Origin of the sequence: Allomuricauda sp. MMSF_3307 (genome assembly GCF_030733585.1) — a bacterium.
GTDB lineage: Bacteria > Bacteroidota > Bacteroidia > Flavobacteriales > Flavobacteriaceae > Flagellimonas.
In genome coordinates this window covers 485,967-511,223 of the sequence record NZ_JASHIQ010000001.1, presented here as the reverse complement: position 1 = coordinate 511,223, position 25,257 = coordinate 485,967, and the positions used below count along the sequence as shown (strand labels likewise).

The 25,257-nt window shown below is 44.0% G+C and carries 27 protein-coding genes and 1 tRNA gene; 13 read left to right on the top strand and 15 right to left on the bottom strand.

All coding sequences use genetic code 11. From position 1 onward, the window contains the following. Positions 1–104 precede the first annotated feature (104 nt). The 3 genes from arfB to RBB12_RS02240 all read right to left on the bottom strand — a co-directional run bounded on the left by arfB (position 105) and on the right by RBB12_RS02240 (position 3,757). Positions 105–512, bottom strand: a complete 408-nt coding sequence (arfB, locus tag RBB12_RS02250; protein ID WP_306012630.1) for an alternative ribosome rescue aminoacyl-tRNA hydrolase ArfB — start codon at positions 510–512, stop codon at positions 105–107. Further along, a complete protein-coding gene (locus RBB12_RS02245; RefSeq protein WP_306012629.1) occupies positions 490–1,485 on the bottom strand; it encodes an ABC transporter ATP-binding protein in 996 nt (331 codons plus the stop codon). The genes arfB and RBB12_RS02245 overlap by 23 nt, the downstream gene beginning before the upstream one ends. 115 nt (positions 1,486–1,600) lie before the next feature. Further along, positions 1,601–3,757 (bottom strand): prolyl oligopeptidase family protein, encoded by a 2,157-nt coding sequence (locus RBB12_RS02240; protein WP_306012628.1) that lies wholly within the window; start codon positions 3,755–3,757, stop codon positions 1,601–1,603. 243 nt (positions 3,758–4,000) lie between these two features. Between RBB12_RS02240 and RBB12_RS02235 the strand changes: the two genes are divergently transcribed. Both RBB12_RS02235 and RBB12_RS02230 read left to right on the top strand, forming a co-directional pair. After that, on the top strand, positions 4,001–4,192 hold the full coding sequence (locus RBB12_RS02235; RefSeq protein ID WP_306012627.1) for a hypothetical protein: 192 nt from the start codon (positions 4,001–4,003) through the stop codon (positions 4,190–4,192). Between the two features lie 12 nt (positions 4,193–4,204). Beyond that, positions 4,205–4,948 (top strand): GLPGLI family protein, encoded by a 744-nt coding sequence (locus RBB12_RS02230; RefSeq protein WP_306012626.1) that lies wholly within the window; start codon positions 4,205–4,207, stop codon positions 4,946–4,948. 43 nt (positions 4,949–4,991) lie between these two features. On the opposite strand, the gene RBB12_RS02225 is transcribed toward RBB12_RS02230, so the two are convergent. The 4 genes from RBB12_RS02225 to RBB12_RS02210 form a co-directional block, all read right to left on the bottom strand. After that, positions 4,992–6,005 carry an aspartate-semialdehyde dehydrogenase gene (locus RBB12_RS02225; RefSeq protein ID WP_306012625.1) on the bottom strand — a complete coding sequence of 338 codons (1,014 nt, stop codon included), beginning with the start codon at positions 6,003–6,005 and terminating at the stop codon, positions 4,992–4,994. A gap of 333 nt (positions 6,006–6,338) precedes the next feature. Further along, the gene (gene mscL, locus RBB12_RS02220; RefSeq protein WP_306012624.1) at positions 6,339–6,746 is read right to left on the bottom strand and encodes a large-conductance mechanosensitive channel protein MscL; all 408 of its coding nucleotides are present in this window, start codon (positions 6,744–6,746) and stop codon (positions 6,339–6,341) included. Positions 6,747–6,825: 79 nt separating this feature from the next. After that, positions 6,826–7,932, bottom strand: coding sequence for an alanine racemase (gene alr, locus RBB12_RS02215; RefSeq protein WP_306012623.1), 1,107 nt, complete (start codon positions 7,930–7,932; stop codon positions 6,826–6,828). Continuing rightward, entirely contained in the window at positions 7,925–8,569 is a 645-nt protein-coding gene (locus RBB12_RS02210) for a thymidine kinase (protein ID WP_179383160.1), read from the bottom strand. The genes alr and RBB12_RS02210 overlap by 8 nt, the downstream gene beginning before the upstream one ends. A 155-nt stretch (positions 8,570–8,724) precedes the next feature. Here RBB12_RS02210 and RBB12_RS02205 point away from each other — a divergent pair, with 155 nt between their 5' ends. From RBB12_RS02205 to RBB12_RS02195, 3 genes are read left to right on the top strand one after another with little or no spacing between them, the layout of a single operon-like run. Next, positions 8,725–9,420 carry a hypothetical protein gene (locus RBB12_RS02205; RefSeq protein ID WP_306012622.1) on the top strand — a complete coding sequence of 232 codons (696 nt, stop codon included), beginning with the start codon at positions 8,725–8,727 and terminating at the stop codon, positions 9,418–9,420. 48 nt (positions 9,421–9,468) lie between these two features. Further along, positions 9,469–10,140, top strand: a complete 672-nt coding sequence (gene rsmI / locus RBB12_RS02200) for a 16S rRNA (cytidine(1402)-2'-O)-methyltransferase (protein ID WP_306012621.1) — start codon at positions 9,469–9,471, stop codon at positions 10,138–10,140. 39 nt (positions 10,141–10,179) lie between these two features. Next, the gene (locus tag RBB12_RS02195) at positions 10,180–10,755 is read left to right on the top strand and encodes a uracil-DNA glycosylase family protein (protein WP_306012620.1); all 576 of its coding nucleotides are present in this window, start codon (positions 10,180–10,182) and stop codon (positions 10,753–10,755) included. A 7-nt stretch (positions 10,756–10,762) separates the two neighbouring features. Here the strand turns inward: RBB12_RS02195 and RBB12_RS02190 are convergent, their stop codons facing one another. After that, positions 10,763–11,365, bottom strand: coding sequence for a carboxymuconolactone decarboxylase family protein (locus RBB12_RS02190; RefSeq protein WP_306012619.1), 603 nt, complete (start codon positions 11,363–11,365; stop codon positions 10,763–10,765). 55 nt (positions 11,366–11,420) lie between these two features. Here RBB12_RS02190 and RBB12_RS02185 point away from each other — a divergent pair, with 55 nt between their 5' ends. The 4 genes from RBB12_RS02185 (at position 11,421) to RBB12_RS02170 (ending at position 15,296) form a co-directional block, all read left to right on the top strand. Further along, entirely contained in the window at positions 11,421–11,843 is a 423-nt protein-coding gene (locus RBB12_RS02185; RefSeq protein ID WP_293281036.1) for an OsmC family protein, read from the top strand. A 99-nt stretch (positions 11,844–11,942) separates the two neighbouring features. After that, on the top strand, positions 11,943–12,293 hold the full coding sequence (locus RBB12_RS02180) for a four helix bundle protein (RefSeq protein ID WP_293281033.1): 351 nt from the start codon (positions 11,943–11,945) through the stop codon (positions 12,291–12,293). A 48-nt stretch (positions 12,294–12,341) separates the two neighbouring features. Next, positions 12,342–14,030 carry a single-stranded-DNA-specific exonuclease RecJ gene (recJ, locus tag RBB12_RS02175; protein ID WP_306012618.1) on the top strand — a complete coding sequence of 563 codons (1,689 nt, stop codon included), beginning with the start codon at positions 12,342–12,344 and terminating at the stop codon, positions 14,028–14,030. Positions 14,031–14,036: 6 nt separating this feature from the next. Then, positions 14,037–15,296, top strand: a complete 1,260-nt coding sequence (locus RBB12_RS02170) for an MFS transporter (RefSeq protein ID WP_306012617.1) — start codon at positions 14,037–14,039, stop codon at positions 15,294–15,296. On the opposite strand, the gene RBB12_RS02165 is transcribed toward RBB12_RS02170, so the two are convergent. The 4 genes from RBB12_RS02165 to RBB12_RS02150 all read right to left on the bottom strand — a co-directional run bounded on the left by RBB12_RS02165 (position 15,293) and on the right by RBB12_RS02150 (position 18,809). Beyond that, on the bottom strand, positions 15,293–16,060 hold the full coding sequence (locus tag RBB12_RS02165) for a UDP-2,3-diacylglucosamine diphosphatase (RefSeq protein WP_306012616.1): 768 nt from the start codon (positions 16,058–16,060) through the stop codon (positions 15,293–15,295). The genes RBB12_RS02170 and RBB12_RS02165 overlap by 4 nt on opposite strands. A 101-nt stretch (positions 16,061–16,161) precedes the next feature. Then, positions 16,162–16,929, bottom strand: coding sequence for an enoyl-CoA hydratase/isomerase family protein (locus RBB12_RS02160; RefSeq protein WP_306012615.1), 768 nt, complete (start codon positions 16,927–16,929; stop codon positions 16,162–16,164). A 32-nt stretch (positions 16,930–16,961) separates the two neighbouring features. Then, on the bottom strand, positions 16,962–18,296 hold the full coding sequence (locus tag RBB12_RS02155; protein ID WP_306012614.1) for an MATE family efflux transporter: 1,335 nt from the start codon (positions 18,294–18,296) through the stop codon (positions 16,962–16,964). A 12-nt stretch (positions 18,297–18,308) separates the two neighbouring features. Further along, the gene (locus RBB12_RS02150) at positions 18,309–18,809 is read right to left on the bottom strand and encodes a GNAT family N-acetyltransferase (RefSeq protein WP_306012613.1); all 501 of its coding nucleotides are present in this window, start codon (positions 18,807–18,809) and stop codon (positions 18,309–18,311) included. 53 nt (positions 18,810–18,862) lie between these two features. On the opposite strand from RBB12_RS02150, the gene RBB12_RS02145 reads away from it, so the two are divergent. The 3 genes from RBB12_RS02145 to RBB12_RS02135 all read left to right on the top strand — a co-directional run bounded on the left by RBB12_RS02145 (position 18,863) and on the right by RBB12_RS02135 (position 20,088). Continuing rightward, positions 18,863–19,660 (top strand): universal stress protein, encoded by a 798-nt coding sequence (locus RBB12_RS02145; RefSeq protein WP_293281011.1) that lies wholly within the window; start codon positions 18,863–18,865, stop codon positions 19,658–19,660. 57 nt (positions 19,661–19,717) lie between these two features. Next, positions 19,718–19,794: transfer RNA gene (locus RBB12_RS02140), tRNA-Ala, on the top strand. 39 nt (positions 19,795–19,833) lie between these two features. Next, positions 19,834–20,088: a GIY-YIG nuclease family protein gene (locus RBB12_RS02135; protein WP_306012612.1), complete on the top strand. Its 255-nt coding sequence runs from the start codon at positions 19,834–19,836 to the stop codon at positions 20,086–20,088. 134 nt (positions 20,089–20,222) lie between these two features. Here the strand turns inward: RBB12_RS02135 and RBB12_RS02130 are convergent, their stop codons facing one another. Both RBB12_RS02130 and RBB12_RS02125 read right to left on the bottom strand, forming a co-directional pair. Continuing rightward, on the bottom strand, positions 20,223–20,651 hold the full coding sequence (locus RBB12_RS02130; protein WP_306012611.1) for a hypothetical protein: 429 nt from the start codon (positions 20,649–20,651) through the stop codon (positions 20,223–20,225). A 121-nt stretch (positions 20,652–20,772) separates the two neighbouring features. Next, positions 20,773–21,576: an RluA family pseudouridine synthase gene (locus RBB12_RS02125; RefSeq protein ID WP_306012610.1), complete on the bottom strand. Its 804-nt coding sequence runs from the start codon at positions 21,574–21,576 to the stop codon at positions 20,773–20,775. Between the two features lie 186 nt (positions 21,577–21,762). Here RBB12_RS02125 and RBB12_RS02120 point away from each other — a divergent pair, with 186 nt between their 5' ends. Continuing rightward, the gene (locus RBB12_RS02120; RefSeq protein ID WP_306012609.1) at positions 21,763–22,473 is read left to right on the top strand and encodes an SDR family oxidoreductase; all 711 of its coding nucleotides are present in this window, start codon (positions 21,763–21,765) and stop codon (positions 22,471–22,473) included. Here the strand turns inward: RBB12_RS02120 and RBB12_RS02115 are convergent, their stop codons facing one another. Continuing rightward, complete coding sequence (locus tag RBB12_RS02115; RefSeq protein WP_306012608.1) at positions 22,474–25,206, bottom strand: PD-(D/E)XK nuclease family protein; 2,733 nt, start codon at positions 25,204–25,206, stop codon at positions 22,474–22,476. Positions 25,207–25,257: the final 51 nt, after the last annotated feature.

Here is a 25,257-nt window from a genome sequence, read left to right as displayed (position 1 = left end):
ATTAAGCAATTGAGCCGAGTATATTAAATCCCTTGCTTTTGAATTGTGTTTAAATAACATTTTTAATTCGGTATCCGATTGGTAGAGAGGTGGTTGAGCAAAAGCTATCGGTCCAAGTCGGGATTCTTGCGGGATGCTTTTTTCTCGGCGGTTCGCTTTTTGGTCTTTAGCCGTTTTTCTTGGGAAGATTTTGTGGGGCGCGTAGGTTTCCGTTTTTTGGGAACCACCAGAGCATTTTTCAGGACGTCAAAAAATCGCTTTACAACCAAATCCTTGTTCCTGTGCTGGCTGCGGGCTTCGTCGCATTGCAGCATCAAAGCCCCATCATTGGTTAAACGGGATTGTAGTTTAAGGAGCAAGCGTTCTTTTTCCCTGTCAGATAGCCCTTCCGACTCGGGAATGTTGAACGTGAGCTCTACCTTGGACGAAACCTTGTTCACATGTTGGCCTCCGGCCCCGCTGCTTCGCATGGCCTTAAATTGAAGTTCCCTATGTATCTGTTTTTTGTCCAACGTGAAGGCGTTTATTGATGGTATTCAAAGATACATTAAGAAAAAGGGTTGACCCGGTGCTTTGTTCTTTGTCAGAATTGAAGAAAAGAAGGGTGCCATCTTCAGCTTTACTTTCGTTGAGGTAATGACTCCCTTTAAAAAAGGAATGGATAACCTCCACTCGTAAGCCCGAGGAATCGGAAAATTTGAATTCATGTGGGTACACGAGTACATCCCTATCAATTTCGGAATAGGACTTTAGGAGCTTCATGGGTACCTTGTTCACTTGTCCAAATAAAGAGGCGGTGTAATAGTTGGGCGGGTTTAGATAGAGGTCTCGCGTGTTCTCGTTGGCAATGATTCGTCCCTGTTCCATAATTAAGGTACGTTCGGCAAAGGGCAGCACATCGTTGGGGTCATGGCTTGCAGTGAGCACGGTAATGCCCTGTTTTTTGAGATATAAAAAGAGATTCCTTCGGAGGGAGAGCCGCTTAAAATTATCGATATGCCCGAACGGTTCGTCCAAAAGGAGGATTTCCGGTTCTTGTGCCAATACCCGCGCCAAGGCAACCCGCTGCTGTTGGCCACCACTCAAAAACTTGACCTTTGTTTTTGCAAAGGGTTTCATTTCGATGAGGCCGAGGAGTTCATCAATACGTTCTTGATGGGTTTCGCGTTCAAAAACCGAAAGAAACTGACCGATGTTTTCTTCTACGGAAATGAAGGGCATCAAATCAAAATCCTGTGCCAAGTATTTCATGTAAGGTTCCCCGGGAACCAAATTGAAATTGGGGCCAAGCGCTTCTGTATCGCCCCAAAAAACAGAACCTTCTTCCAGATGAAGGAGACCGTAGATAATTTTGAGCAGGGTGCTTTTTCCTGAGCCACTTTCGCCCATCAGGGCCACATGCTCCCCCGGGGCCACTTCAAAAGCGATATCCTGTAAAATGGGTTGGTCTTGATACCCGAAAGAATGTACTTGGACTTTTAGCATAAAAATAAATGGATCACCTGTCAAAAAAAATGTCAGGTTGAGCGCAGTCGAAACCTAAATTTGTTTGCACGTGTTTTGTTCTCGACTGCGCTGGAACTGACAATATGTTGATGAATCAATCCTTAAACTCTTTGAGCACGGCTTGGTTGGGAAGCTCGTCGTACCCCATATTGAAAAAGGTAAACCCAAAAATATCGGCATATTGCTCGATGGTTTTGCTCACAGGGGTTCCCGCTCCGTGACCGGCATTGGTCTCTATTCGGATAAGGGTAGGCTGGTCCCCGGCCTGTTTTTCCTGTAGTTCTGCAGCGAACTTGAAGCTGTGTGCTGGAACCACACGGTCATCGTGATCTCCAGTGGTGACCAAAGTAGCTGGGTACGCGGTACCTTCCTTCACATTGTGTACAGGGGAATACCCTTTGATGTAGTTGAACATTTCCTCGCTGTCCTCAGAAGTTCCGTAATCGTAGGCCCATCCTGCACCTGCGGTAAAGGTGTGGTAGCGGAGCATGTCCATAACACCTACGGCAGGCAAGGCCACCTGCATCAAATCGGGTCGCTGGGTCATGGTGGCGCCGACTAGCAAACCTCCGTTGGACCCACCACGGATGGCAAGATACTCTTTGGAAGTGTAGTTGTTCTCGATCAAGTATTCTGCCGCAGCGATAAAGTCATCAAATACATTCTGTTTTTGAAGCTTGGTGCCGGCAATGTGCCATTTTTTTCCGTATTCACCGCCGCCTCTAAGGTTGGGAACGGCGTAGATACCGCCCTGCTCCATCCAAACGGCATTGACAATGCTAAAGGAGGGTGTCAAACTAATATTGAAACCGCCATAACCGTAAAGAATGGTCGGGTTTTGGCCGTTCAGTTCGGTTCCTTTTTTGTAGGTGATGATCATGGGCACTTTGGTGCCATCCTTGGAGCTGTAGAATACTTGTTTGGACTCATAATCATCTGGATTAAAGTCAATTTGAGGTTTCCAGTATTGCTCATATTCCCCGGTTTCTACTTTGTATTTGTACAAAGAACCCGGTGTGTTGTAATTGGTGAAAGAGAAGTAAAATTCCTTGTCCTCTTTCTTGCCGCCAAAGCCTCCTGCGCTTCCTACACCTGGGAGTTCCACCTCGCGGACCAAGTTGCCCTCGTAATCATATTGAAGTACTTTGGAAATGGCATCCACCATATATTCGGTAAAGAAATAGCCGCCCCCTGTACCTGCGGTAAGCACATTTTCGGTTTCAGGAATCAGGTCTTTCCAATGATCAGGAGTAGGATTGGCCGCATCCACGACCACTACTTTTTTATTGGGCGCTTCACGGTTGGTGACCATGTAAAGGGTAGAACCTTCGTTGTCGATAACATAGGTATCGGAATCGGTGTCGTCCAGAATGGTGACCAATTCAGGATTCTCTTGGGAGAGGTCCATCATAAACAATTTGTTGCCCGATGTGGACACCGAAGCGGAAATGAACAAATACTTCTGGTCTTCGGAAACGGAACCGCCTACGTAACGGTGCTTTTGTTCTGGTGTGCCACCAAAAATGATTTTATCCTCGGACTGGGGCGTTCCCAATTTGTGATAATATAGTTTGTGCTGATCTGTTTTTGCGGAAAGTTCGCTTCCTTCGGGCTTATCGTAGCTGGAATAAAAGAAACCGTCGTTTCCTTTCCACGAAATACCACTGAATTTGATGTCCACCAAAGTGTCCTCCACAATTTCCTTGGATTCGGCATCGATGACAATGCCCTTGCGCCAATCGCTTCCCCCTTCGGAGATGAGATAGGCCGCTTTGGAGCCGTCCTTGGTAAAACTAAGTCCCATGAGCGATGTGGTGCCGTCCTCGGAAAAGGTGTTGGGGTCCAAAAAGACTTCTTCTTCGACGCCATCCTTTTTACGGTAAACCACATATTGGTTTTGTAAGCCGTTGTTTTTGTAGTAATAGGTGTAGTCGCCTTCTTTGAACGGAGACCCTACTTTTTCGTAGTTCCAGAGTTTTTCCAACCGATTTTTAAGGTCTTCGCGGAAAGGGATTTTTTCCAAATACCCGAAGGTGACGGAATTTTGCTCTTTTACCCAAGCTTCGGTCTCCTCGCTGCGGTCGTCTTCCAACCAGCGGTAGGGGTCGGGAACCTCGGTTCCAAAATAATTATCAACGGTGTCAACTTTTTTGGTGGTAGGATAGTTCACAGTGATGGGTTCTCTTTTTTTAGGTTGTTCCTGGCAGGCTGCAAACAAAACCAAAGCAGCCAACAGACTTATGTTTTTCATGTTTTCAAGGATTGATTCCGATAAAAATACAATGAATATTGTGTTTGCGGAAGAGTGATGCATCGCCTTAACGTTTTTTAACCTTCAAGTAGGTAAAAAATAAGTTTGTGAGGATGTCAAAAAATAGCATCCGTCAGATCAGAAGGGCCATCCGTCAGATCGGAAGGGGCATTCGTCAATTGGCATGCTCTGCATTTGTTTGTTTGATTTATTATTGTGTTAACCAAAAAAATCTTACTTAATATGAAAAAACTTATTCTAGCTTTAGTTGTAATTTGTAATATGAATTTCGCAAGTGCTGAAAATGAAGCGTATTTTACCGTGTGCAGTAACTATGCCCATAAAATAGCTACATTCAATCAACTAGCAAATGGAACAGACTATTACGCTGTTTATTTCGCTGCTTATGGAGATTGTATAGAAAAGTATTACTAAAATCTTGCCTAAATGCAAAGCATAAAATTGATACGTACTCTTTTATTGGGTGCATTGTTTTTTCCTCCAATGTTATGGGCCCAAGCGAATATGGGAATTGCCAAATATAAATTGGTCGTGAATAAAAACACTAATGACGAAACAAAGGAAATTTATAATGCCTATAAAAGAAGTATTGATGAAACTGTAAAACAGGCGCAAAATTTACAATTTGAACTTATTTTTAATCAAAACACATCCATTTTTTCCTTGGTTAAAAATTTACCTCTGGATAAAAATGCCTCTGCAGTGAAAATGGCCATTATAATTTTTGATGGTGATAAATTGTATTATACCAATTTGAAAGAAGAATATTTGATGGAAAAAAAGTCCTTCTTGGGTAAGGATTTTCAGGTTAAGACCTATTTCAAAGACATGAATTGGGAATTGGTAGAGGAAAAAAAGCAAATATCTGGATATGACTGCTACAAGGCCATAGGGAAGCGGTATGCAATGTCCAAAGACTATGAAACTTTGGAGACGGAAGTAGTTGCATGGTATTGCCCCGAAATACCTGTTAGGACAGGGCCTTTTGAGGCCGTTGGACTCCCTGGGTTGGTATTTCAGTTGGATTTAAAGGGAAGAACCGTGGTATTGGAAGATTTAGATCTCGGAAAGGAAGTTCAGGTAGAAAATCCGATAAAAGGGGAATCCATTACACAAATGGAGTTTGACAGTATTTACAAGAAAAGAGTTAAAGAAAATATACCTCGTTAGTCTTAAAGGACGATTTTTAACCCTTTCCCCTATTGCTGAAAGTCTAGGAGATAGCCTCAGAAGTATTGGAAACCAAACGATGCTCCACCAAATACTCCGCAATCTGCACCGCATTGGTTGCCGCCCCTTTGCGTAAGTTGTCCGCTACAATCCACATATTTAAAGTGTTGGGTTGGGTTTCGTCCCGTCGGATACGGCCCACAAAGACCTCGTCCCTTCCGTTGGCAAAAGCGGGCATGGGATAGGTGTTGGTTGCTGGGTTGTCCTGTACCACAATACCCGGTGTTTCGCTGAGTAACTGGCGGACTTCGGCCAAGTCGAAGTCGTTGTGGAACTCTACGTTTACAGATTCGGAATGTCCACCAGCAGTTGGGATGCGCACTGCCGTAGCGGTAACCGAAAAAGTGCGGTCATCCAATATTTTTTGTGGCTCACGGGCCAATTTCATCTCTTCCTTGGTGTAGCCGTTTTCCAAGAACACATCGCAATGCGGCAGGGCGTTCCGGTTGATGGGGTGTGGATAGGCCATTTCCCCTTCGATACCTGCGGCTTCGTTTTCCATTTGTTGCACGGCTTTGACTCCTGTTCCCGAAACGGATTGATAGGTGGAGACCACCACGCGCTTCATTTGATATTTTTTGTGCAATGGGTCTAAGGCCAATACCATCTGAATAGTGGAACAGTTGGGATTGGCGATGATCTTGTCATCAGCGGTGAGAGTATTGGCATTGATTTCGGGTACCACCAATTTTTTGGTGGGGTCCATACGCCAAGCAGAGGAGTTGTCGATTACCGTAGTACCAACTTCGGCAAATTTGGGCGCCCATTCGAGCGAAGTGTCGCCCCCTGCCGAGAAAATGGCAATATCTGGACGGGCAGCTACAGCATCTGCCAACCCGATGATGCTGTATTCTTTATTTTTATAGGTAAGTTTTTTGCCCACGGAGCGCTCCGAGGCAACCAACAACAATTCTGAAATAGGGAAGTTGCGTTCTTCCAATACTTTCAACATGACTTCGCCTACCATTCCGGTGGCACCAACAACTGCTACTTTCATTTGAAAAAATTTCTTGCCGCAAAGGTACTTCAGTCAATGGGTTAAACAAGTATTTTTCGCATCAATCATTAAAAAATAACAAATTGTTATAAATAAAACAACCATCAACATGTTAGCGAAACACATTGATGGTTTTAAAGGTTGCTGTGATGTAGCGGCGGTGCCTAAAGTGCACCAACGATTTTTATGCTTTCAGATGCAAAATATCCAATGATTAAGGCAACTTATTGTCAGGTCGAGCGCAGTCGAGGCCTGATGATTGGTTTTTTGGCCCAAGTACTTCTCGACTTCGCTCGAAGTGACATTGCATCATCATTGAATATGAATCTTGAATTACTTTTTGAGTAAATCCCGGATTTCTGCCAGCAACTCCTCTTGGGTTGGACCCTTTGGTGCTTCCGGAGCAGGCTCCTCTTTTTTCTTCATCTTATTAACGCCTTTCACAATAAGGAACATCACAAAGGCCACGATGATAAAGTCGATGACATTGGTAAGGAATGCACCGTATAGCACGGCAATTTCCCCAACAATTTCTCCTGCATCATTAGCAGTCCCCTCGGTGATAACGTATTTTAAATCGTTGAAATCTGCGTTGAACAATAATCCGATCAGTGGAGATACAATACCTCCAGTGAAGGAAGACACCACTTCCTTGAAAGCGGCACCCATGACGAAACCTACGGCGATATCCACCAGGTTTCCTTTCATGGCAAATTCTTTAAATTCTTTTAAAAATCCCATTTTTATAGTTGAGTATTGGTTATTGCCCAACAAAGTAAACAAAAAAGTGGTCTGCAGGGACGATGGTGCCGAAAAAAAGTCAATTTTTCACCACTCTTTTTACACGCTGGGATATCGCGGTTAGGATTTCGTAGGAGATGGTATTGGCTCCTGCTGCAAACGTTTCTGCAGATTTTTCCGGACCGAACACGATGACCTCGTCCCCTTCTTTGCAATCAATTCCGGTAACGTCTACCATAATCATGTCCATGCATACATTTCCCAAAATCGGTGCTCTTTTCCCTTTGATGCTCACCGAACCTTTTCCTTTACTGTACTGTCGACCAATACCATCGGCATGGCCCAAGGGCAAAGTGGCACTCCTTGTTTTTTGGTCGGCTTTAAAAGCGCGGTTGTAGCCTACGGAATGGTTGGGCTCTATTTCATGGATTTGCGAAATAACCGTTTTCAGCGTGGCTACGGGCATGAGGGCTGCATCCACTTCGGCCTGATTACCGTAGCCGTACAATCCGATGCCGCTGCGGACCATCTCGAACTGGGCCTCCGGATAATTGATGATTCCGGAAGTGTTCAACATATGCCGCATGGGCGTGTAGCCCAATTTTTCGGCCAATGCCTTGCTCGATGTGGTAAAGGAATGAATCTGTGCTAAACTGAACTCCCTTTCGTTACCATCCTCAGAGGCCGCTAAATGCGAAAAGGTGGAAACGATTTTAACGGATGTACTTTTTGTGATGGCTTCCTCAATAAAATCAACATCGGTTTGGCCAAAACCCAGACGGTTAAGCCCTGTGTTGAACTTAATGTGAACGGGATACTGCTTTTGTTTCTGTGCCTCTGCAGCTTTCAGAAATTGTTTTAGGATGTTTTTCGAATAAAGACTCGGTTCCAAGCAATAGGCAATCAAATCATCAAAATTTGATGCTAAGGGATGTAGGACCAATATCGGTAGTTTTATGCCGGCCTGTCGCAACAAAACCCCTTCACTTGCGTAGGCTACGGCGAGGTAATCGGTGCCCAATTGTTCCAATTTTTGCCCAATGGTCACCACATCGCTCCCATAGGCAAAGGCCTTTACTACTCCTAAAAATTTGGTGCTGGGCTCAATTTTGGAACGAAGGTAGTTGTAATTGTGCTCCAAGGCTGATAGGTCCAAGACCAAGGTAGTTTCCCCGACCTTACTCATTGGATTTTTCTTTTTTGGAATTTACTTCTTCGGACTTCACATCCATATCCTTGATTTTTTCCCGGAGCATGGCCTTGTAGAAAGCCCCACGGCTCAAAGGCTCATATTCTTCGGTTTCTCCTAAGAGCACCAAGTTATCGTTAAGGGATTTCCTAAAACTGTAATTGGCCAGATTGCCTGTACGGGTACAAACGGCATGCACCTTGGTCACATATTCTGCGGTTGCCATCAACGCGGGCATGGGTCCAAAAGGATTGCCTTTAAAATCCATATCCAGCCCGGCAACCACCACCCGGATGCCACGGTTGGCCAAATCGTTGCACACGGTTACGATTTCATCGTCAAAAAATTGTGCTTCGTCAATACCGATTACGTCACAGTCATCCGCCAACAGGCGAATATTTGCCGCAGCGGGAACGGGAGTGGACCGGATTTCGTTCGCATCGTGGGAGACCACCATTTCTTCATGATAGCGGGTATCCACAATGGGTTTAAAAATCTCCACCTTTTGTTTGGCAAATTGGGCCCGCCTTAGTCTGCGGATAAGCTCTTCGGTCTTTCCGGAAAACATGGAGCCGCAAATCACCTCAATCCATCCAAACTGTTCCTTAGGGTTGACTGTGTTTTCGAGAAACATACCGTATTTTTGAAAGAAATTGTTTGTTTTCCCGTTATATGGGAACCAGCACAAAGCTACTAAAAAATTGCACCCCTGTTTTCAATAAGATTTTAACCTTTTGTTGATAGGGTATTCGCAAAATCGTTATATTTTTATACGAAAGAGGAAAAGCTATGATACGGAAATTGAGGGAAGAGCTGATCAAATTGTCCACCGAGATTATTACGGCGCGGGAGGATACCGATCTTGCGGCACTATATGAAAAGTCCAGAAAGATATATGAGAAACTGGCCGTTCTCAAATTTATTGATGAGAAGTTGAACGATGTGGAGGTGGATGTCTCCCAAAACGTGATTGCCTCACGGTTCGAGAAAATGGCCAATGCTGTGTTGAGCGGTAACAAATCCGTTCCGGAAAGTAATCCGCACCAAGAGGATATCATTACGACTCCTTCGATGGACACGATCAGGGATATTGTGTCCGAAATGCCGTCCGATGAAGATCTGGAAAAGGTTTTTACTGAATTTGTGGCAAAGCCCAACTTAATGAAAAATGACATGGAAGAGGTAACTCCCAAACAGGCAGGCAACACTTCCACCGCACAGTCCATTCAGCCCAAATCGTTGAACGAAAGGCTTGCCAAAGATTTTCAGGTTGGCCTGAACGACAAACTGGCCTTTGTAAAGCACTTGTTCAACAACAATATGGAAGATTATACGCGGGTGCTTTCCCAACTCAACACCATCGATACCCAAGAACGCTCCATTGCCTTCATCAACAATATGGTGAAGCCGGAGTACAATAATTGGGAAGGGAAAGAAGAATACGAGGTCCGTTTCCTGTCACTCATTGAGAAAAGGTTCGCATAAATTCCATTTTACCATTTTAATTTAGAGGTAAGACCGTAACTTTGGTCCATGGGAAAGCTATATCTGGTGCCAACACCGATTGGAAATTTGGAGGACATGACACTTCGTGCCATCAAGGTGCTCAAAGAAGTAGATGTGGTTTTGGCGGAAGATACTAGGACCAGTGGTAAGCTGCTCAAGCATTTTGAGATTGACACTCCTTTGCAGAGCCATCACATGCACAACGAGCATAAACAGGTGGATGGTTTGGTGAAAAAAATGAAAGAGGGTGCCATTTTCGCCCTGATTTCTGATGCCGGTACCCCTGCCATTTCAGACCCTGGCTTTTTATTGACCCGCGCTTGTGTTGAAAACGATATTGAGGTAGAGTGTTTGCCCGGTGCCACAGCCTTTGTTCCAGCGTTGGTAAATAGCGGATTGCCCAACGACCGATTTGTGTTTGAAGGCTTTTTGCCCATAAAGAAGGGACGCCAGACCCGACTATTGGAACTTGCCGAAGAAACCCGCACCATGGTTTTCTACGAATCCCCCCACAAACTGTTAAAGACCTTGACCCAATTTGCCGAATACTTTGGGGAAGACAGACCCGTTTCCGTATCTCGGGAGTTGACGAAGTTATATGAGGAAACCGTTCGAGGAACTGTGGCCGAGCTAGTGGCCTATTTTACCACCAAGGCACCTAAAGGGGAATTTGTGATTGTGGTCGGTGGAAAAAAGTAGGTGTTAGGGGCAATCGATTTTTTCGACCCAATAAACAGGATGGACGAGCTACTGGCCAACATACGGAACTGTTCCCATTGCAAAAAACATTTGCCATTAGGGCCCAGACCCATTGTTGCCACCCATCCAGCATCCAAAATAGCCATTATTGGACAGGCGCCCGGAACCAAAGTGCACCAAACTGGAATTCCTTGGGATGACCCTAGCGGGAAACAACTCAGAAATTGGCTTGGCGTAACAGATGAACAGTTTTATGATGAACGCTTATTTGCTTTGATTCCTATGGGGTTCTGCTATCCCGGTAAAGGAAAATCGGGCGATTTGCCGCCACGTCCTGAATGCGCGCCTTTATGGCATGGGTCGTTGATAAATCAAATGCCGCAGTTAAAACTGACTATTTTGATTGGCCAATATACCCAAGCCTATTATTTGGAAAAAGCCCGTGAAAGGAATCTGACCGAAACAGTAAAAAACTATAAAAGCTATTTACCCAACTATTTTGTGCTGCCCCACCCATCGCCCAGAAACCGGTTTTGGTTGAGCAAAAATCCATGGTTTGACCGAGAGGTGGTTCCAGAGTTAAGAGCAAGGACGTTAAGCGTTCTGGAGATATAAAGCTTCCTTAGTATTTGGAACCATCATGCTTGCCCTTTTCCCAACCTACTTCGCCCAAATATTTTTCCGCACTTTCTACGGCCCCATCTTCAATGTTGGTTCCCATGGAATCGTTCCAGCGGTTGAGGTACCCAAAAAGGGATATGACCCCCATCATTTCCACAATTTCGCCATCGTTCCAATGCTGGTGCAGTCGTTTTTTAATATCAGCATTCACCGTATTGGGGACTTGGGAAGCCGCAAGCGCAAAATCCAAAGCAGCCCTCTCTGCTTCCGAAAACGCGCTATGGGTTCGGTATTCCCAAATGTTTTCCAGCTGATCCTGTTCGGCGCCATAGCGTTCTGCGGCCCTAATGGCATGTGCTTGGCAATACCGGCAACCCGTGGCGTTGCTGCTTACCCAAGCGATCATTCGTTTTAAGGCGGAGGTCACACGGCCTTCATTGGCCATTACCGCTTTGTTCAAATTGATAAAAGCCTTGGAAATGGAAGGCCTGTGCTGCATGGTCAGCACCGAATTGGGGCAAAAACCAAGGGTTTCGTTAAAGAACTCGGCCAGTTGTCTGGTTTCGGGATCGTGGTCGGGGGAAAGGGGGTCTACTAAGGCCATCGTTGAGATTATAAATTGTATTTTTGAAGTCTACAAGAAACAAAAATTAATCATCATGACAAATCACATCACCACCAAATGGTTAGGCGAAATGGCCTTTGAGAGCAACAATCCTTCTGGGCATACAGTGCGTATGGATGCTGGCGCAGAAAGTGGCGGTTCGGGTGCCGGTTTGCGCCCCAAAGCATTGATGTTGTCCTCTTTGGCAGGCTGCTCTGGTCTGGATGTTGCTTCGCTTATCAAAAAAATGAAGCTGGAGGTAGATGATTTTAAAATAGAGACCATTGCGAACCTCACCGATGAACATCCGAAATACTACGACTCCGTAACCATAGAATACCACTTTACTGGAGCCAACTTAAATGAGGAAAAACTCAAAAAAGCGGTAGACCTTTCGGTAGAAAAATATTGTGGAGTAATGGAGATGTTCAGAAAATTTGCTGAGTTGGATATTAAGATTCTCTATCACCATAAGTAGACTTTTGATAAAGCGTTAAGTTCAAATACAATACTCAAATTCAAATTCAGGTAAATCATTTATATTTATAGGGTCAACCTCAGAATCAAATAAAGAATTATGACTCAGAAAAAATTTGATTTAGAGGAAAGGTTTGTGGATTTCGCAGCGTGCATTGCTACTTTTTGCCATGATTTACCCAACGATTTTACCGGTCAATATTACGGAAACCAATTGCTTCGGTCCGCTGGAAGCGCTGCGTTGAACTTTGGGGAAGCTCAAGGTACGACCACCGATAAAGACTTTGTGTACAGAGCTACTATCACATTTAGGGAATTGAAGGAGTCACGCGTAAACCTAAAAATTTTGAATAAAATAGATTATGGAAACAAATCCATAAACTTAGGTTTGTTGGACGAAGTCGAGCAATTGATTAAAATCACCGCTACAGTAATCAAAAAGAAGAGATAACCGAAATTTGGGTTTGAGTTTAGATTTTGAACTTGAATTTGTATAGCTATGCGCTGGACCATTAAACCAAAACCCGAACAAGAAGCCATTGACCAACTTTCCGAAGCTTTGGGTGTGGAGAATTTGGTGGCCCAACTGTTGATTCAGCGGGGAATTACCAATTTCGAGGAGGCAAAAGCATTTTTCCGACCAGAGTTGACCCATTTGCATGACCCTTTTTTGATGAAGGACATGGATAAGGCCGTCCAGCGAATTGAGCAAGCCATTGCAAAGGGTGAAAATATGTTGGTGTATGGCGATTACGATGTGGACGGCACGACTTCCGTAGCATTAATGAGCTCCTTTTTGATGGAAACCTATCCCAATGTAGCAACCTATATTCCTGATCGCTACTTGGAAGGATATGGTATTTCCTTTCAGGGAATTGATTTTGCAGCAGATAATGATGTTAGCCTAATGATTGCCCTGGATTGCGGCATTAAGGCCATCGACCAAATAAAATACGCCAAGGAAAAAGGAATTGACGTCATCGTTTGCGATCACCACCGACCAGGGCAGCAGCTGCCCGAAGCCGTTGCGGTTTTAGACCCGAAGCAGGAGGATTGTGAATACCCATACAAGGAACTTTGCGGTTGTGGGGTAGGCTTTAAATTGATTCAGGCCCTTGCTTCCAAACAGGGCAAAACTATCAACGATTTAATGCCATATCTTGATTTAGTGGCCACTGCCATTGCGGCCGATATTGTTCCCATCACAGGCGAAAATCGTGTATTGGCCCATTATGGGTTACAGGTCATCAACAAATATCCAAGAACAGGAATCAAAGCGTTGATCGACCAAACCAAAAAACGGGAACTTACCATTACGGATGTGGTGTTCATCATTGCACCCCGCATCAACGCCGCAGGACGGATGAAACACGGTCAACATGCCGTTACCTTGCTTAGCGAGACCAATTTTGCACAAGCGCAACAATACGCTGTCGAAATCGAATTGTTTAATACCGAACGAAGAAGTTTGGACCAAGAAATTACCCAAGAAGCCTTGGTACAGATTCAGGAAAACCAAGAAGAAGATAAGTTTACCTCGGTGGTCTACAACGAAAATTGGCACAAGGGAGTCATAGGTATTGTGGCCTCACGATTAACGGAAACCTATTACAGACCTACTTTGGTTTTCACTAAAAGTGGGGACAAATTGGCTGCTTCGGCCCGTTCGGTCAAAGGATTTGATATTTACAACGCGCTTGAAGGCTGTTCCGATTGCTTGGAGCAGTTCGGCGGACATATGTATGCTGCAGGACTTACGCTATTGGAAGAACAGTACGAGGCCTTCAAAAATCAGTTTGAAAAAGTGGTTTCGGAAACCATCGACCCTAAACTGTTGCAGCCCGAGATTGCTGTGGATGCCAAAATCGCTATGCATCAGATTACACCCAAATTGATGCGCATCTTGAAACAATTTGCCCCTTTTGGCCCAGGGAACATGACCCCGATTTTTATGGCCGAAGGTTTAAAGGACACCGGGTATGCACGAGGCGTAGGAGAAGACGAAAAGCACTTAAAGTGTAGCGTATATCAGCCCGGTTCCAATCCTATTGGTGCCATTGGGTTTAATTTGGGCGATAAATTGAATGTGGTAAAGCGAATAAAACCGTTTGATGCCGTATTTTCGTTGGATGAAAACGAATGGAACGGAACGGTGAGCCTTCAACTAAAACTAAGAGATATTCGCTAGCTACTTATGGACCCCTACGCAGCGCTCCGCTATAAGGAATTCAACATATTTTTGATTGTACGCTTTGCCATGGTATTTGCATGGTCCATGCAGTTTATTGTGATTGAGTGGCAAGTGTATTCGTTGACCAAGGACCCGCTTTCATTGGGGATTATTGGATTGATGGAGGTCATTCCCGCAGTGAGCATGGCACTTTTCGCGGGCCATATCGTGGACCAGAAAGAGAAACGGAATTTGCTGGTGACCTGTATTGCAGGATTTTCCGTAATCAGTCTGGGGCTGTTTTTGTTGAGTTGGCCCGGACTTGAAGCATCTTGGGAATCCAAAACCATTCTCTATTCCATTTATGCCTTGGTTTTTTTGGGCGGATTTGTGCGCTCGTTTTTAGGACCGACCATTTTTTCGTTGATTGCGTTGATCGTTCCCAAAAAAATATATCCGAACGCAGCTACGTGGAGCAGCTCCACATGGCAATTGGCATCCGTTTTAGGCCCTGCCTTGGCCGGATTCTCCATAAGTTGGATAGGAGTGCACTGGAGCATGTGCGTTATTTTTGGCTTTTCGCTAGTGGCTTTGATGTTCTTGTTCCAAATCCCCAAAAAACCCATTATGAACCCAAAATTGGGAGAGCCAGTTTTCCAAAGTCTACGCGATGGACTCAAGTTTGTTTTTGGGAACAAGGCCATTTTTGGAGCGCTTACTTTGGATATGATCGCCGTGCTTTTTGGAGGGGCCGTAGCACTTTTGCCCGTTTATGCACAGGATATTTTGCATGTGGGTTCTGAAGGATTCGGAATTTTGAGGGCGGCTCCAGCGGTGGGAGCTTCCATCACCATGTTGGGCTCCACCCGATTTCCGTTGCATAAAAATGCTGGGAAAAAATTGCTGTGGGCCGTGTTCGCCTTCGGCGTCTGTATTATTGTCTTCGGATTGTCGGAGTTATTTTGGTTATCGGTGATTGCCTTGTTCCTTAGTGGTGCGGTAGATGGTGTTTCGATGATCATACGCCAAACCATTTTGCAATTAAAGACTCCGGACAATATGCGGGGCAGGGTGGCTTCGGTAAATTCCATGTTCGTCGGGTCTTCCAATGAGCTGGGTGCCTTTGAAAGTGGATTGGCGGCCAAATTGATGGGCACCGTCACAGCGGTGGTTTTTGGAGGATGTATGACGCTTTTGACCGCTGGAACCACGGCCTTGGTATCACCTACCTTTAGGCGATTGGACCTTCAAAAGGACATTGATGAGCACGAGAAGGAGGACTAACCTTCCAATTTCTCCAAAGTCAACTTTTCGCCATCAAAAACAGCATAGGTAAAATAGGAAATCCAATCCCCGAGGTTGGTATATTTCGATTTTTCGTTGAGTTGGATTTCCATGGGCAGATGGCGATGTCCAAAAATAAAATGGTCGTAGTGTTGCTGTTCCAACTTTCGTTTCGCGTATAAAATCAACCATTCCTTATCCTCACCTAAGAATTTGGCATCCGCTTCACCGGATATTATTTTGTTGTTTACGGATAGATGCTGACCCAGGCGAACACCCAAATCGGGATGCAACCATTTAAAAAACCATTTGGCCACGGGATTGGTAAACACTTTCTTCATTCGTTTGAAGCCTTTGTCGTGAGGCCCTAATCCATCCCCATGTCCGATAAAAAAGGAAGTGTCGTTGATGAGGAATTGCTTCGGTTTATGGTAAACGGGAATATTGAGTTCTTCTTCGAAGTAGCCGTTCATCCAAAGGTCGTGGTTGCCCACAAAATAGGTGATAGGAATGCCCATGTCCGATAGCTCTGCCAGTTTTCCCAAGGTGCGGGTAAAGCCTTTGGGAACCACGGTTTTGTATTCAAACCAAAAGTCGAACAGGTCGCCCATCAAAAAAATGGCACCTGCATCGTCCTTAATGGAGTCGAGCCAAGCCACGAATTTTTTTTCACGGGGCAAACTATCCGTTCGGGTTGGGGCTCCGAGGTGGTTGTCGCTCGCGAAATAGACTTTTTTGCCTTTAGGCAGGGCAATGTTCTTCATTTATTTTTTGTAACGTCGGTTGCTTCGTATTCTGTTCACCACATAGACCACGATTACGAAAAGGGCCAATATGGGGAAAACTAAATCATTCATAACTTTTTTTATTTTTTAAACTTTTCCAATGCTTTTTTAGTATTCGGAGACAGTGCCAATCTTCCTGAAGCTTCGGCCCGTTCCAGTAATAGGTCGTCCCAGTGCTCCGTTCCTTCCCAAAGTACTTTTTTCATTTCGGAAAGAGCTTCGGGATTATAGGTTGCCAATTTCTGCAAATGAATGTCCACCTCCTTGTCCATATCTACGATGGAATCATATACCTTGGCGTAAAGTCCTTGTTCTTTGGCCCAATAGGCATTTTTCCATTCAGTGGGATACAACGTGAGCTCTGCCAAAGCAGCTTTTCCCATTTTTCGTTCCACGGCTGGGGCGATAACAAAGGGACCGATTCCAATGGAAATTTCCGATAGTTTGATGGCAGCCTCCACAGTAGCATGCACATAATCGCAGGCCGATGCCAATCCGACGCCACCACCAACGGTCTTGCCTTGAACCCGGCCAATAATGGGTTTGGGACATTTACGCATGGCATTGATAACATGGGCGAAGCCGCTAAAAAACTGCTTGCCTTCCTGCAAGTTGGAAACAGCCACCAATTCGTCAAAAGAGGCACCGGCGCAAAAGGCCCGTTCGCCTTCAGATTTTAAAAGGATGACCGAAACTTCTTTGTTTTCGGTAAGTTTTTCAAATTCCCGGGTAAGTCGAGCCAAAAGCTCGGACACAAAGGAGTTGCTGGCAGGGTGGCCAAATTCCACGGTTGCGATTCCGTTTTCTATTTTGGTGTATAGACTTCCGTTGGTTCTATCTGTTGTCATTTTCGTCGATTATCAAATGGCAAAGCACTAAATTAAGGGTTTTGCACCAAGGGCCGGAACTTTCGCCTAAATTTCCAGACCAGTGAGAATCCACGAATCATCATCCAGACCACAAAGGCAATCCAGATGGCATAAAAACCAAGACCCAGATACATGCCCAAATAAAGACAAGGGATAAACCCTAAGAATGTTGCTGCCAAGAGCACATTCCGCAGGTATTTCATTTCGCCCATACCTTTAAAAATCCCATCAAAAATGAAAGCCAAAGTGTTCATGGGCAACCCTAAAATCACGATATAAAAAATACTGTAAAAAGTATTGAGGACGATTTCCTCATTGGAAAAAAGGTGCCCGATGGGACGGTAAAAAATGAATCCAAAGCACATGAGAACAAGACTTACGATCATCCCATATTTAAAGATGGTCTTGGCCAACTTCCATAGCCCGTCGTAATCGGCAGCGCCCAAAAGCTTTCCGCCCATACTGTTTCCGGCAGCGGCATAGCCATCAATAAAAAAGGCGGCAAACAACCAAAGGTTGACAGCGATGGTATGTGCTCCGATAAATCGGTCCCCCAAGGTGGTAGCTTCGCGCACGGCAAGCATCAGGGCCGCATTCAATGCTAAGGTGCGTACAAAGAGATTGAGGCTCATAAAAATTAACCGTTTGATTTCCTTGTTCAGCGGAAAGGTCAATTTCATGCTGATATCTGTCTTTTTTACCAATAAAATGAGTGCGAGTATGGCCATAATGGCCTGCGCGATCAAGCTTGCCCATGCAGCTCCTTCCAAATACAGAGCTGGAACAAACCCTTCGATACCGTAGACAAGGACAAAGTCCAAAACAATGTTGAGCCCAGCCCCCAACATGGCGATGACCATAGGGTAGAAAGTGTTCTGCAATCCACGGAAAATACCAAAGATGGCAAAGGTGAACAGGGTAAGCGGGAATCCCCAAACCCGAATGGAATAGTAGGATACACAATACTCCAATATTTTTCCCGACGCATTAAAGAGCGCAAAAATCTCTTCGATCACAAAAATGGTGGTCAGCAGCACTACGATGCTCAAACAGATGTTGAGAAAAATGGCCTGTGCGGGCATATTTTTTACCTCGTCCAACCTACCTGCACCCAAATATTGGGAAATGATGGCCGAAATGGAACTACGGGTTTGGCCCAAAACCCAAATCAGCATGGACAAAAAGGAGCCTACGATGCCTGCTGCGGCAAGCGATTCCAACCCGTCTACGGGAATGTTGCCCACTATGGCCGTGTCCGTAATGGAGAGGATTGGTTCCGCAATCCCAGAAATGGTTGCAGGGATTGCCAATTGGTTGATGCTCTTGAAGTTTACCTGCGTGCTCAAATCGGGCGCAAGTTACAGCACTAATTCATAACAATGAAAAGGATGCACGCTTTGTTTGGGAAAGAATATGTCCCCGAGTTTTTGATATCCTCTTTGTTCATAAAAACGCTGGTTTCTTTTGTTCTGGGAAAAAGTGTCCAATCGGACCGAGACAAACCTGTGTTCACTGGCATGGTTTTCTGCAAAATCCATCATTTGTTGGGCAAGTCCTTTCCCCTGAAGGTTTGGGTGCACGGAAAGCCGATGGATGTAAACACTGTTTCCGTTGGGGGTAAGCCATTGAATGGGTTTGTATTCTTCATCCATTACCGTGGAAATAACGATAGTGCCTTGAACAGTGTTTTTTTCTTCAATCACAAAAAGTTCACCGCGGTCAATATCTTTTTGAAAAGCCTCTTTGGAGGGATAGTGCTCGTTCCATTGAAAAATACCGTTCTCTTGCATATTTTTGGCACAAGCTTGGGTTATGGTCAAGATATCGGGGATTTCAGATATCTTTGCGCGTCTTATCATTGATTCGTTTCAATTAAATTGTAAATTTAAGGTTTAATCGTAATCACCAAACCATGAACAATATTCTTGTACCCATTGGAACTTCTCCAGATTCACATCAAACCCTGCAATATGCGGTCGACTTTGCATCCGAATTCGGAGCCAAAGTCTATGTGATGGATGTGTTCACCGTGACTACGGCGGTGGGCAGCTTGGCCAATGTGGAAGAAAAAGTGGCAAAAAGCAGTAAGGAACATTTAAAGGAGGTCATCGACCAAGTTGATACCAAGGGAATCGACATTAAAATGGCCACGTACAATGGCGATATTATTGACGGTTTGAAGAGCATTCACAAGGAACTGGGCATCGATTTGATTATTATCGCCCCAAAAAGCAACGATATCCAAGAGGAGCTTTATTTGGGCAATACCTCAGGTCGAATCATTAAACAGACCGAGATTCCGACATTGATCGTTCCTAAAGGAACCACTTTTAAGCCTGCAAAAAAGATATTGACCGCGTTTGGATCGGGAATATTGAAACGCAGCAGTATTTTGAATCCATTGATCATCATTAAAAACAAGTTCAGGTCGGAAGTCAGTCTACTGTTGGTGAAAAGACCAGGATACACCGAGGACGATTTAAAAGTGAATACCGCTTTGATGGATTTAAGCTCCCAGTTGACCATTACCGAAAATGGAACTACGTACTTGGGCGTAACGGAATACTTCCAAAAAGAGCAGCCCGATATATTATGTGTTTTTAGAAGAAAGCGAGGGTTCTTTAAAAAGCTTTGGGAAAAGAACACGATTCCCAAGTCGGAGTTCTTTGTGAAGATACCTGTATTGGTCCTAAGCGTTAAAAAAGATTAAGGAAGTAGCGCAAATTTTGATACTTTCAGAAAAAAGTAGTTATTTTGCGCTCTCTTTGGGGGATTAGCTCAGTTGGCTAGAGCGCTTGCCTGGCAGGCAAGAGGCCACCGGTTCGAATCCGGTATTCTCCACCAAAAGTTGTAAAAGCACCTCATTTGTGAGGTGCTTTTTTTATGGAATATTTTGTCTACATCATTTATAGTAAATCGTTGGACCGATATTATGTGGGGCACAGTCAGGATTTGGATGACAGGATGAACCGCCATAATAGCGGCAGGTCAAAATACACTAAAACTGCAAAGGACTGGGAGGTAAAGTATACAGAAAGGTATTTCACCCGGAGCGAAGCAATGACTCGGGAAAAGGATATTAAAAGGAAGAAAAGCAGGAAATATATTGAGTTTCTGGTCGGGAAAGGTGTTGGCTAGAGCGTTCCGAAGGCGTTCGGAAAGGCACCGGTTCTCCCGATAGCCATCGGGACGGTATTCTCCACAAAAACGTAAAAGCACGCCATTTACAGGGTGTTTTTTATTTATGATTTTTTTGAACTGTACCGAAAGTGTTAAAAGGCACTTGGAAAAGGAGTTTTATCTGCGGGTAGGTTCAAGTTGGCCAAAACCTTGTTCAATTCGTCCAACGAAGACTCATCTATGAGGCGTAGGTCGATATGCATATCCTTCTTGTCGGATTTTAAGATATAATCACCTGCGAATTTTTTTATCCAGGTAATATCTTTTAATGCTATTTTTCTGTTCGTCCCATAAAAAACATTCCTTTGGAGAGTGTTATCGTCGATAATTAAGTATTGAAAGGTTGAATCATACCAGTATTGCCCCAGATATAAAAAGCCGATAATGGGATACACATAAATCATCCAATGGTTTTCTTTTTCGGTAAATAAAATGATTACTGCAAAAACAAGCCAAATGACACCTATAATCAAATTGGCGTAAAGTCTTTTTTTCTTGAACTGTATTTTCAACGCTTTCATTTAGCAGATAAAAGAGTTAAGAATCCTAAATATATTGATTTTAACCTTAATGAAGTGTTGTTTGGCAGCAATGGGAATGGTCTGCATATTAAAATCGCCAAAGAACCTTCTGCCCGAAAGTTTATCCTCCTTTGCCATCGAATATCTTCCCAAATTTCTCTGGAAGCTCATCCATAACATATATGACTCTTTTAGTGGACGGATGCTCAAATTCCAGGGAAAAGGCGTGTAAGTATAAACCTTTGCCTTTTAGAATCAACTTGTCTAAGCCATAATCCTTATCGCCAAGAATCGGATGACCTATACTGAACAGGTGTTTGCGCAACTGATGCCTTCTGCCCGTTTTGGGATGCAATTTCACTAAATTCAGAAAGCCGAAACGGTCGGAGGGGACAGATTTCATAACTTCGTAATCAGATTGTGCTGGTTTACCGTCAATTTCTGTTTCAATCCTGCCATTTGGTTTCATGGTGCCAATGGTAATTGCATAATAGGTTTTGACAATCTTTTTTTCTTCAAACAATTTATTCAAAGCACGAATGCTACTGGCGGTTTTGCCCACCAAAACAATTCCCGTAGTAGCATAATCCAATCGGTGGACGGGTTGAGGTATGGTGGCATCCGAAAGTGAACTCGGTTCAAGGTTTCTAGGCAAGGCGTTGGCAAGGGTCTTGAACTTGTTTCCGCTCACTTCAATTCCAGCGGGTTTGTGGATGATGGCCAAATAGTCATCTTCGAACAATACGTTCAAGGGCAATGCAAAGGATCTCTTGGTAGTGGTTTCTAGGGGAATGTCCAAGGAAATTTGCTCGCCACCAAAGATGAGTGTAGCTGTGCTGGCGATCCTGCCATCTACTTTGATGTATCCTTTCTTTAACGCTTTTTTCAGTGCCGATTTTGTGGGGTATGCTTCAAAAATGCCCACACCATATTCCTGCAGCCGTTGGTGCTTTGGGATTTCTGGTACGGTATGGGTTTCGATTTTTAAGATGAAATAAAAGTATCAATTTTCAGTAAAGTCAGACCACATTCAAACATTAACCATCCTTTAGGATGGATTTTTTGTATTTGGCCCCTGCTTTTTTGAACTTTACTTGAAAACAAAATCAACATGAAACTAGAAGGAAAAGTAGCATATATTACAGGAGGTACCAAAGGTATCGGATACGGAATTGCCGAAAGTTTATTGGAGCAAGGCATGAAAGTGGCCATTAGTGGCCGTAGTCAAGAAAGTGCCGATGCTGCCGTAAAAGGGTTAGACCACCCCGACCATGTTTTGGGATTGGTATCCGATGTTTCCCAATTGGAAGATGAACAAAAGGCAGTCGCCGCCATATTGGATAAATGGGGACAATTGGATGTAGTGATGGCCAATGCAGGGGTTGGACATTTTGCACCCGTCGATGAGTTGGGTGATGACAAATGGCACCAAATGATCGATACCAACTTGAATGGAGTGTATCATACCTTAAAAGCTTCAGTTGATGCGCTGAAAAAATCTGAAGGGTATTATATGACCTTGGCCAGTTTGGCAGGCACTAACTTTTTTGCACAGGGAGCAGGCTATAACGCCACTAAGTTTGGAGTGGTCGGATTTACCCAAGCTGCTATGCTCGATTTACGGCCATACAACATCAAGGTCACCACCATTATGCCCGGTTCGGTAGCATCACATTTCAACAACAATGAACCATCCGACAAGGATGCATGGAAAATTCAACCGGAGGACATTGGAAAGTTGGTCATTGATTTATTGACGATGCATCCACGTACCTTGCCCAGTAAAATCGAGGTGCGTCCCACACGTCCGGATCTAAAATAATCAGTCGATTTTCTCTGTTAGGGGAATTGTGGCATCACAAATCTCCCCAATTAATCGAAATAGGTAAGTTTCAAATTGGGCAAGGGTATCCGAGTGTATTCGGGTATCCTTGACCTCTGAAAAAGGTAATAGCCCTTGGCTCAGTTTTTTAAAGGAGATGATTCCTGCTTCGACATCCGTTTTGCCGTGCTTTTTGGCATACAGGTAGGCATAGCATAACAATTGAAAGGCTTTGCTCTTGTCGTAATCTGTAATCAAGTCTTCCCAATCCGTGATTTTCACGTTTTTGGACTCTACTTTGCCCGTTTTGTAGTCGATGATACGGATGGTACCGTCAAATTCATCCACACGGTCCAAAGTTCCTTTTAGCTTGATGGGAAAGTCTAGTTCTGGAACGTTTATCAATGCTTCATAACGTTCTTCTAAAGCCAGTATTTTGATGTGATGACGCTTTAGTTGGTGCATTTCGTTGTCAAAGAAGTTGTACAGATATTTCAGGATAACATTGTACACCAACAGAAACCTTCCTATGGAAACATCGACCCCAGATAGATTTTTGCCAAAATGATGTTGCACCACCTGGGGCACTTCTTTTTTTAAGTTTTTGATATGTTCCTCGGTCAACCTGTTACCAATGAGAGGAGTGTAGAGCTGCTCCAAACTATCGTGGATAATGGTGCCAAATGTGTTGGCCGCTATATTTTCCTCCACTTCATCCAAATCATTGATTTTAAGGATATTTCTTGTGTAAAAATCGATAGGATTCTTAATATAATTGGTCAGCGAGGTGGGCGAAAACCCTTTTTGGGCAAACGCTTTTAAATCCTCCATGAACTTTTTATCCTTTTGGATTTGGATAGGCTGTTTGGCCTCAATGGTAATTTTTGGTGTGGCAATGGAGTGCTTTACATTGGCTTTTAATCGTTCATCGGTGAGCAATTGGGTTATCAGTCTGCTTTTCTCGCCACCTTCCAGGACATCAGGTTCGGTATTATAGGTAATGTAAATGTTCTTCGCGCGCTGAATCAGGCGGTAAAAGTGATAGACGTAGATGGCATCTTTTTCCTTGTAAGTGGGAAGGCCGTAATCCCGTTTCACATCAAAAGGAATAAAGGAATTGTTCGATTTTCCCGAGGGCAGTATGCCTTCGTTCACTGAGGTGATGATAACCGTTTCAAAATCCAAGTTTCGACTTTCCAACATCCCCATAATCTGAAAACCGGTCAGCGGCTGACCGATAAAATCCAATGACTCCATATTGGCCAATTGTTTGAACAAGTTTTTGATGGATTTCAGTTCACCCATAAAATCCACTTTGTCCAAATACTGCCCTAATTGATTAAAAAGCGCATAAAATCGATACAAATATTCCAGTTCGAGCGCATTTTTTTCTTTTTGGTAGATGGTCTTAAGGCGCTCAATGAGTGTTAAACTGTGTTGTATCCATTCCATGGGGCTTGGGACCGTATCGGGAAAGATAACCGACAACAACGTTTGGGCTTTTGGATATTTCGTTATGGCCGCCTTATTGAGATGTATAAGGTTGTGTTCTTTGATGTCCTTGGACATTTTTTGGGCAAAATTCCCCTGATCTTCAGTGGAGAGCGTTAAGGCATACGGATTGGAAATGAATTCCAGTACGCGCTTGTAGAACCATCCATTCTCCGAAGCGTTAAGTTGAAGCTCCAGATAACTGATAAAAAAGGAGTAGAGTACCGTTTTGTTCAAGGGCATTCCCATGGTGATGTTCACTTCTGGAATATTCTCTGGTACCGCATGCAACATCGGGTTGAGCAAAGTCTCATCGGCAAGGACCAAGGCAGTCTTTTTGATGTCTATCTCGCTGTTTGTATCGAGCTCCCCCAATAATTGACCCACATACTTTGTCTGTGAGATGTTTTTGGATACTCCTGTAATAACGATATTCTTTTTGGAGAGAAAGTTGTTCTGTGGGGTTATTTTGTGCCCATGTTTGTAATAGGGCCAATTAAACTGATAGTTCCGAATAAAAAGGCCTGCATCATGGATAGGGTCGTTCAAAAAATAGGAATCGATATCCCAGTAGATGTGGGAATTTCCTGTTTCCAGATAGTGCTGGATAATGTTTGACTCTGCATTGTTCAATGCATTAAAGCCCACAAATATGATGGGGTTTGATTCATTTCCCTTGGGACTTTCTTGTTGAAGTACTTTTACCGCTTCTCGTTGAATCAATCCTTGGTAGCCGAGTTTTTGTGCTATCAAGCTGGCGTAAAAGTGTTCGTAAATACTTTCTAGGTTCTTCCACAGCTGCAGGTAATTTTCCACAAGTTCGGATTTGTCCTTGCTGGTGGACCAGTGGTTGATTTCCTTGATGGCGGAAAGGTAATTTAAGATGTCTTTCGCCGGAATAAGGTAGCCGTCGATTTCATTAAAATCCTGCAATAGGGTTTGTCCCCAATTCATAAAGGAGGCAAAGTCATCCGGGTCTTCTTTTTGCGAAGCTTTGTATATTTCATAGAGCGCCAACAACAAATCAATGTTGGAAGCTTGCTTGATATCCGTAAGATTTCCGATGAATTCTTGAATGGATAGTATTTCTGGACTGAATATGTTTTTTACAAGGCGTTCGGTGATATACTTTTTCAAGAATGTTCCTGAACGTTTACTAGGAAGCACAAAGGTACATTGGGTAATGTCCAGTTGCTTATTTGCCAGGTCGTCCAGCACATATTCGAGAAAAGTCTGCTGCATGGATTAAAAATAAAAAAGGCCCCGCATTTGCGGAGCCTTTTTTAAGAAAAC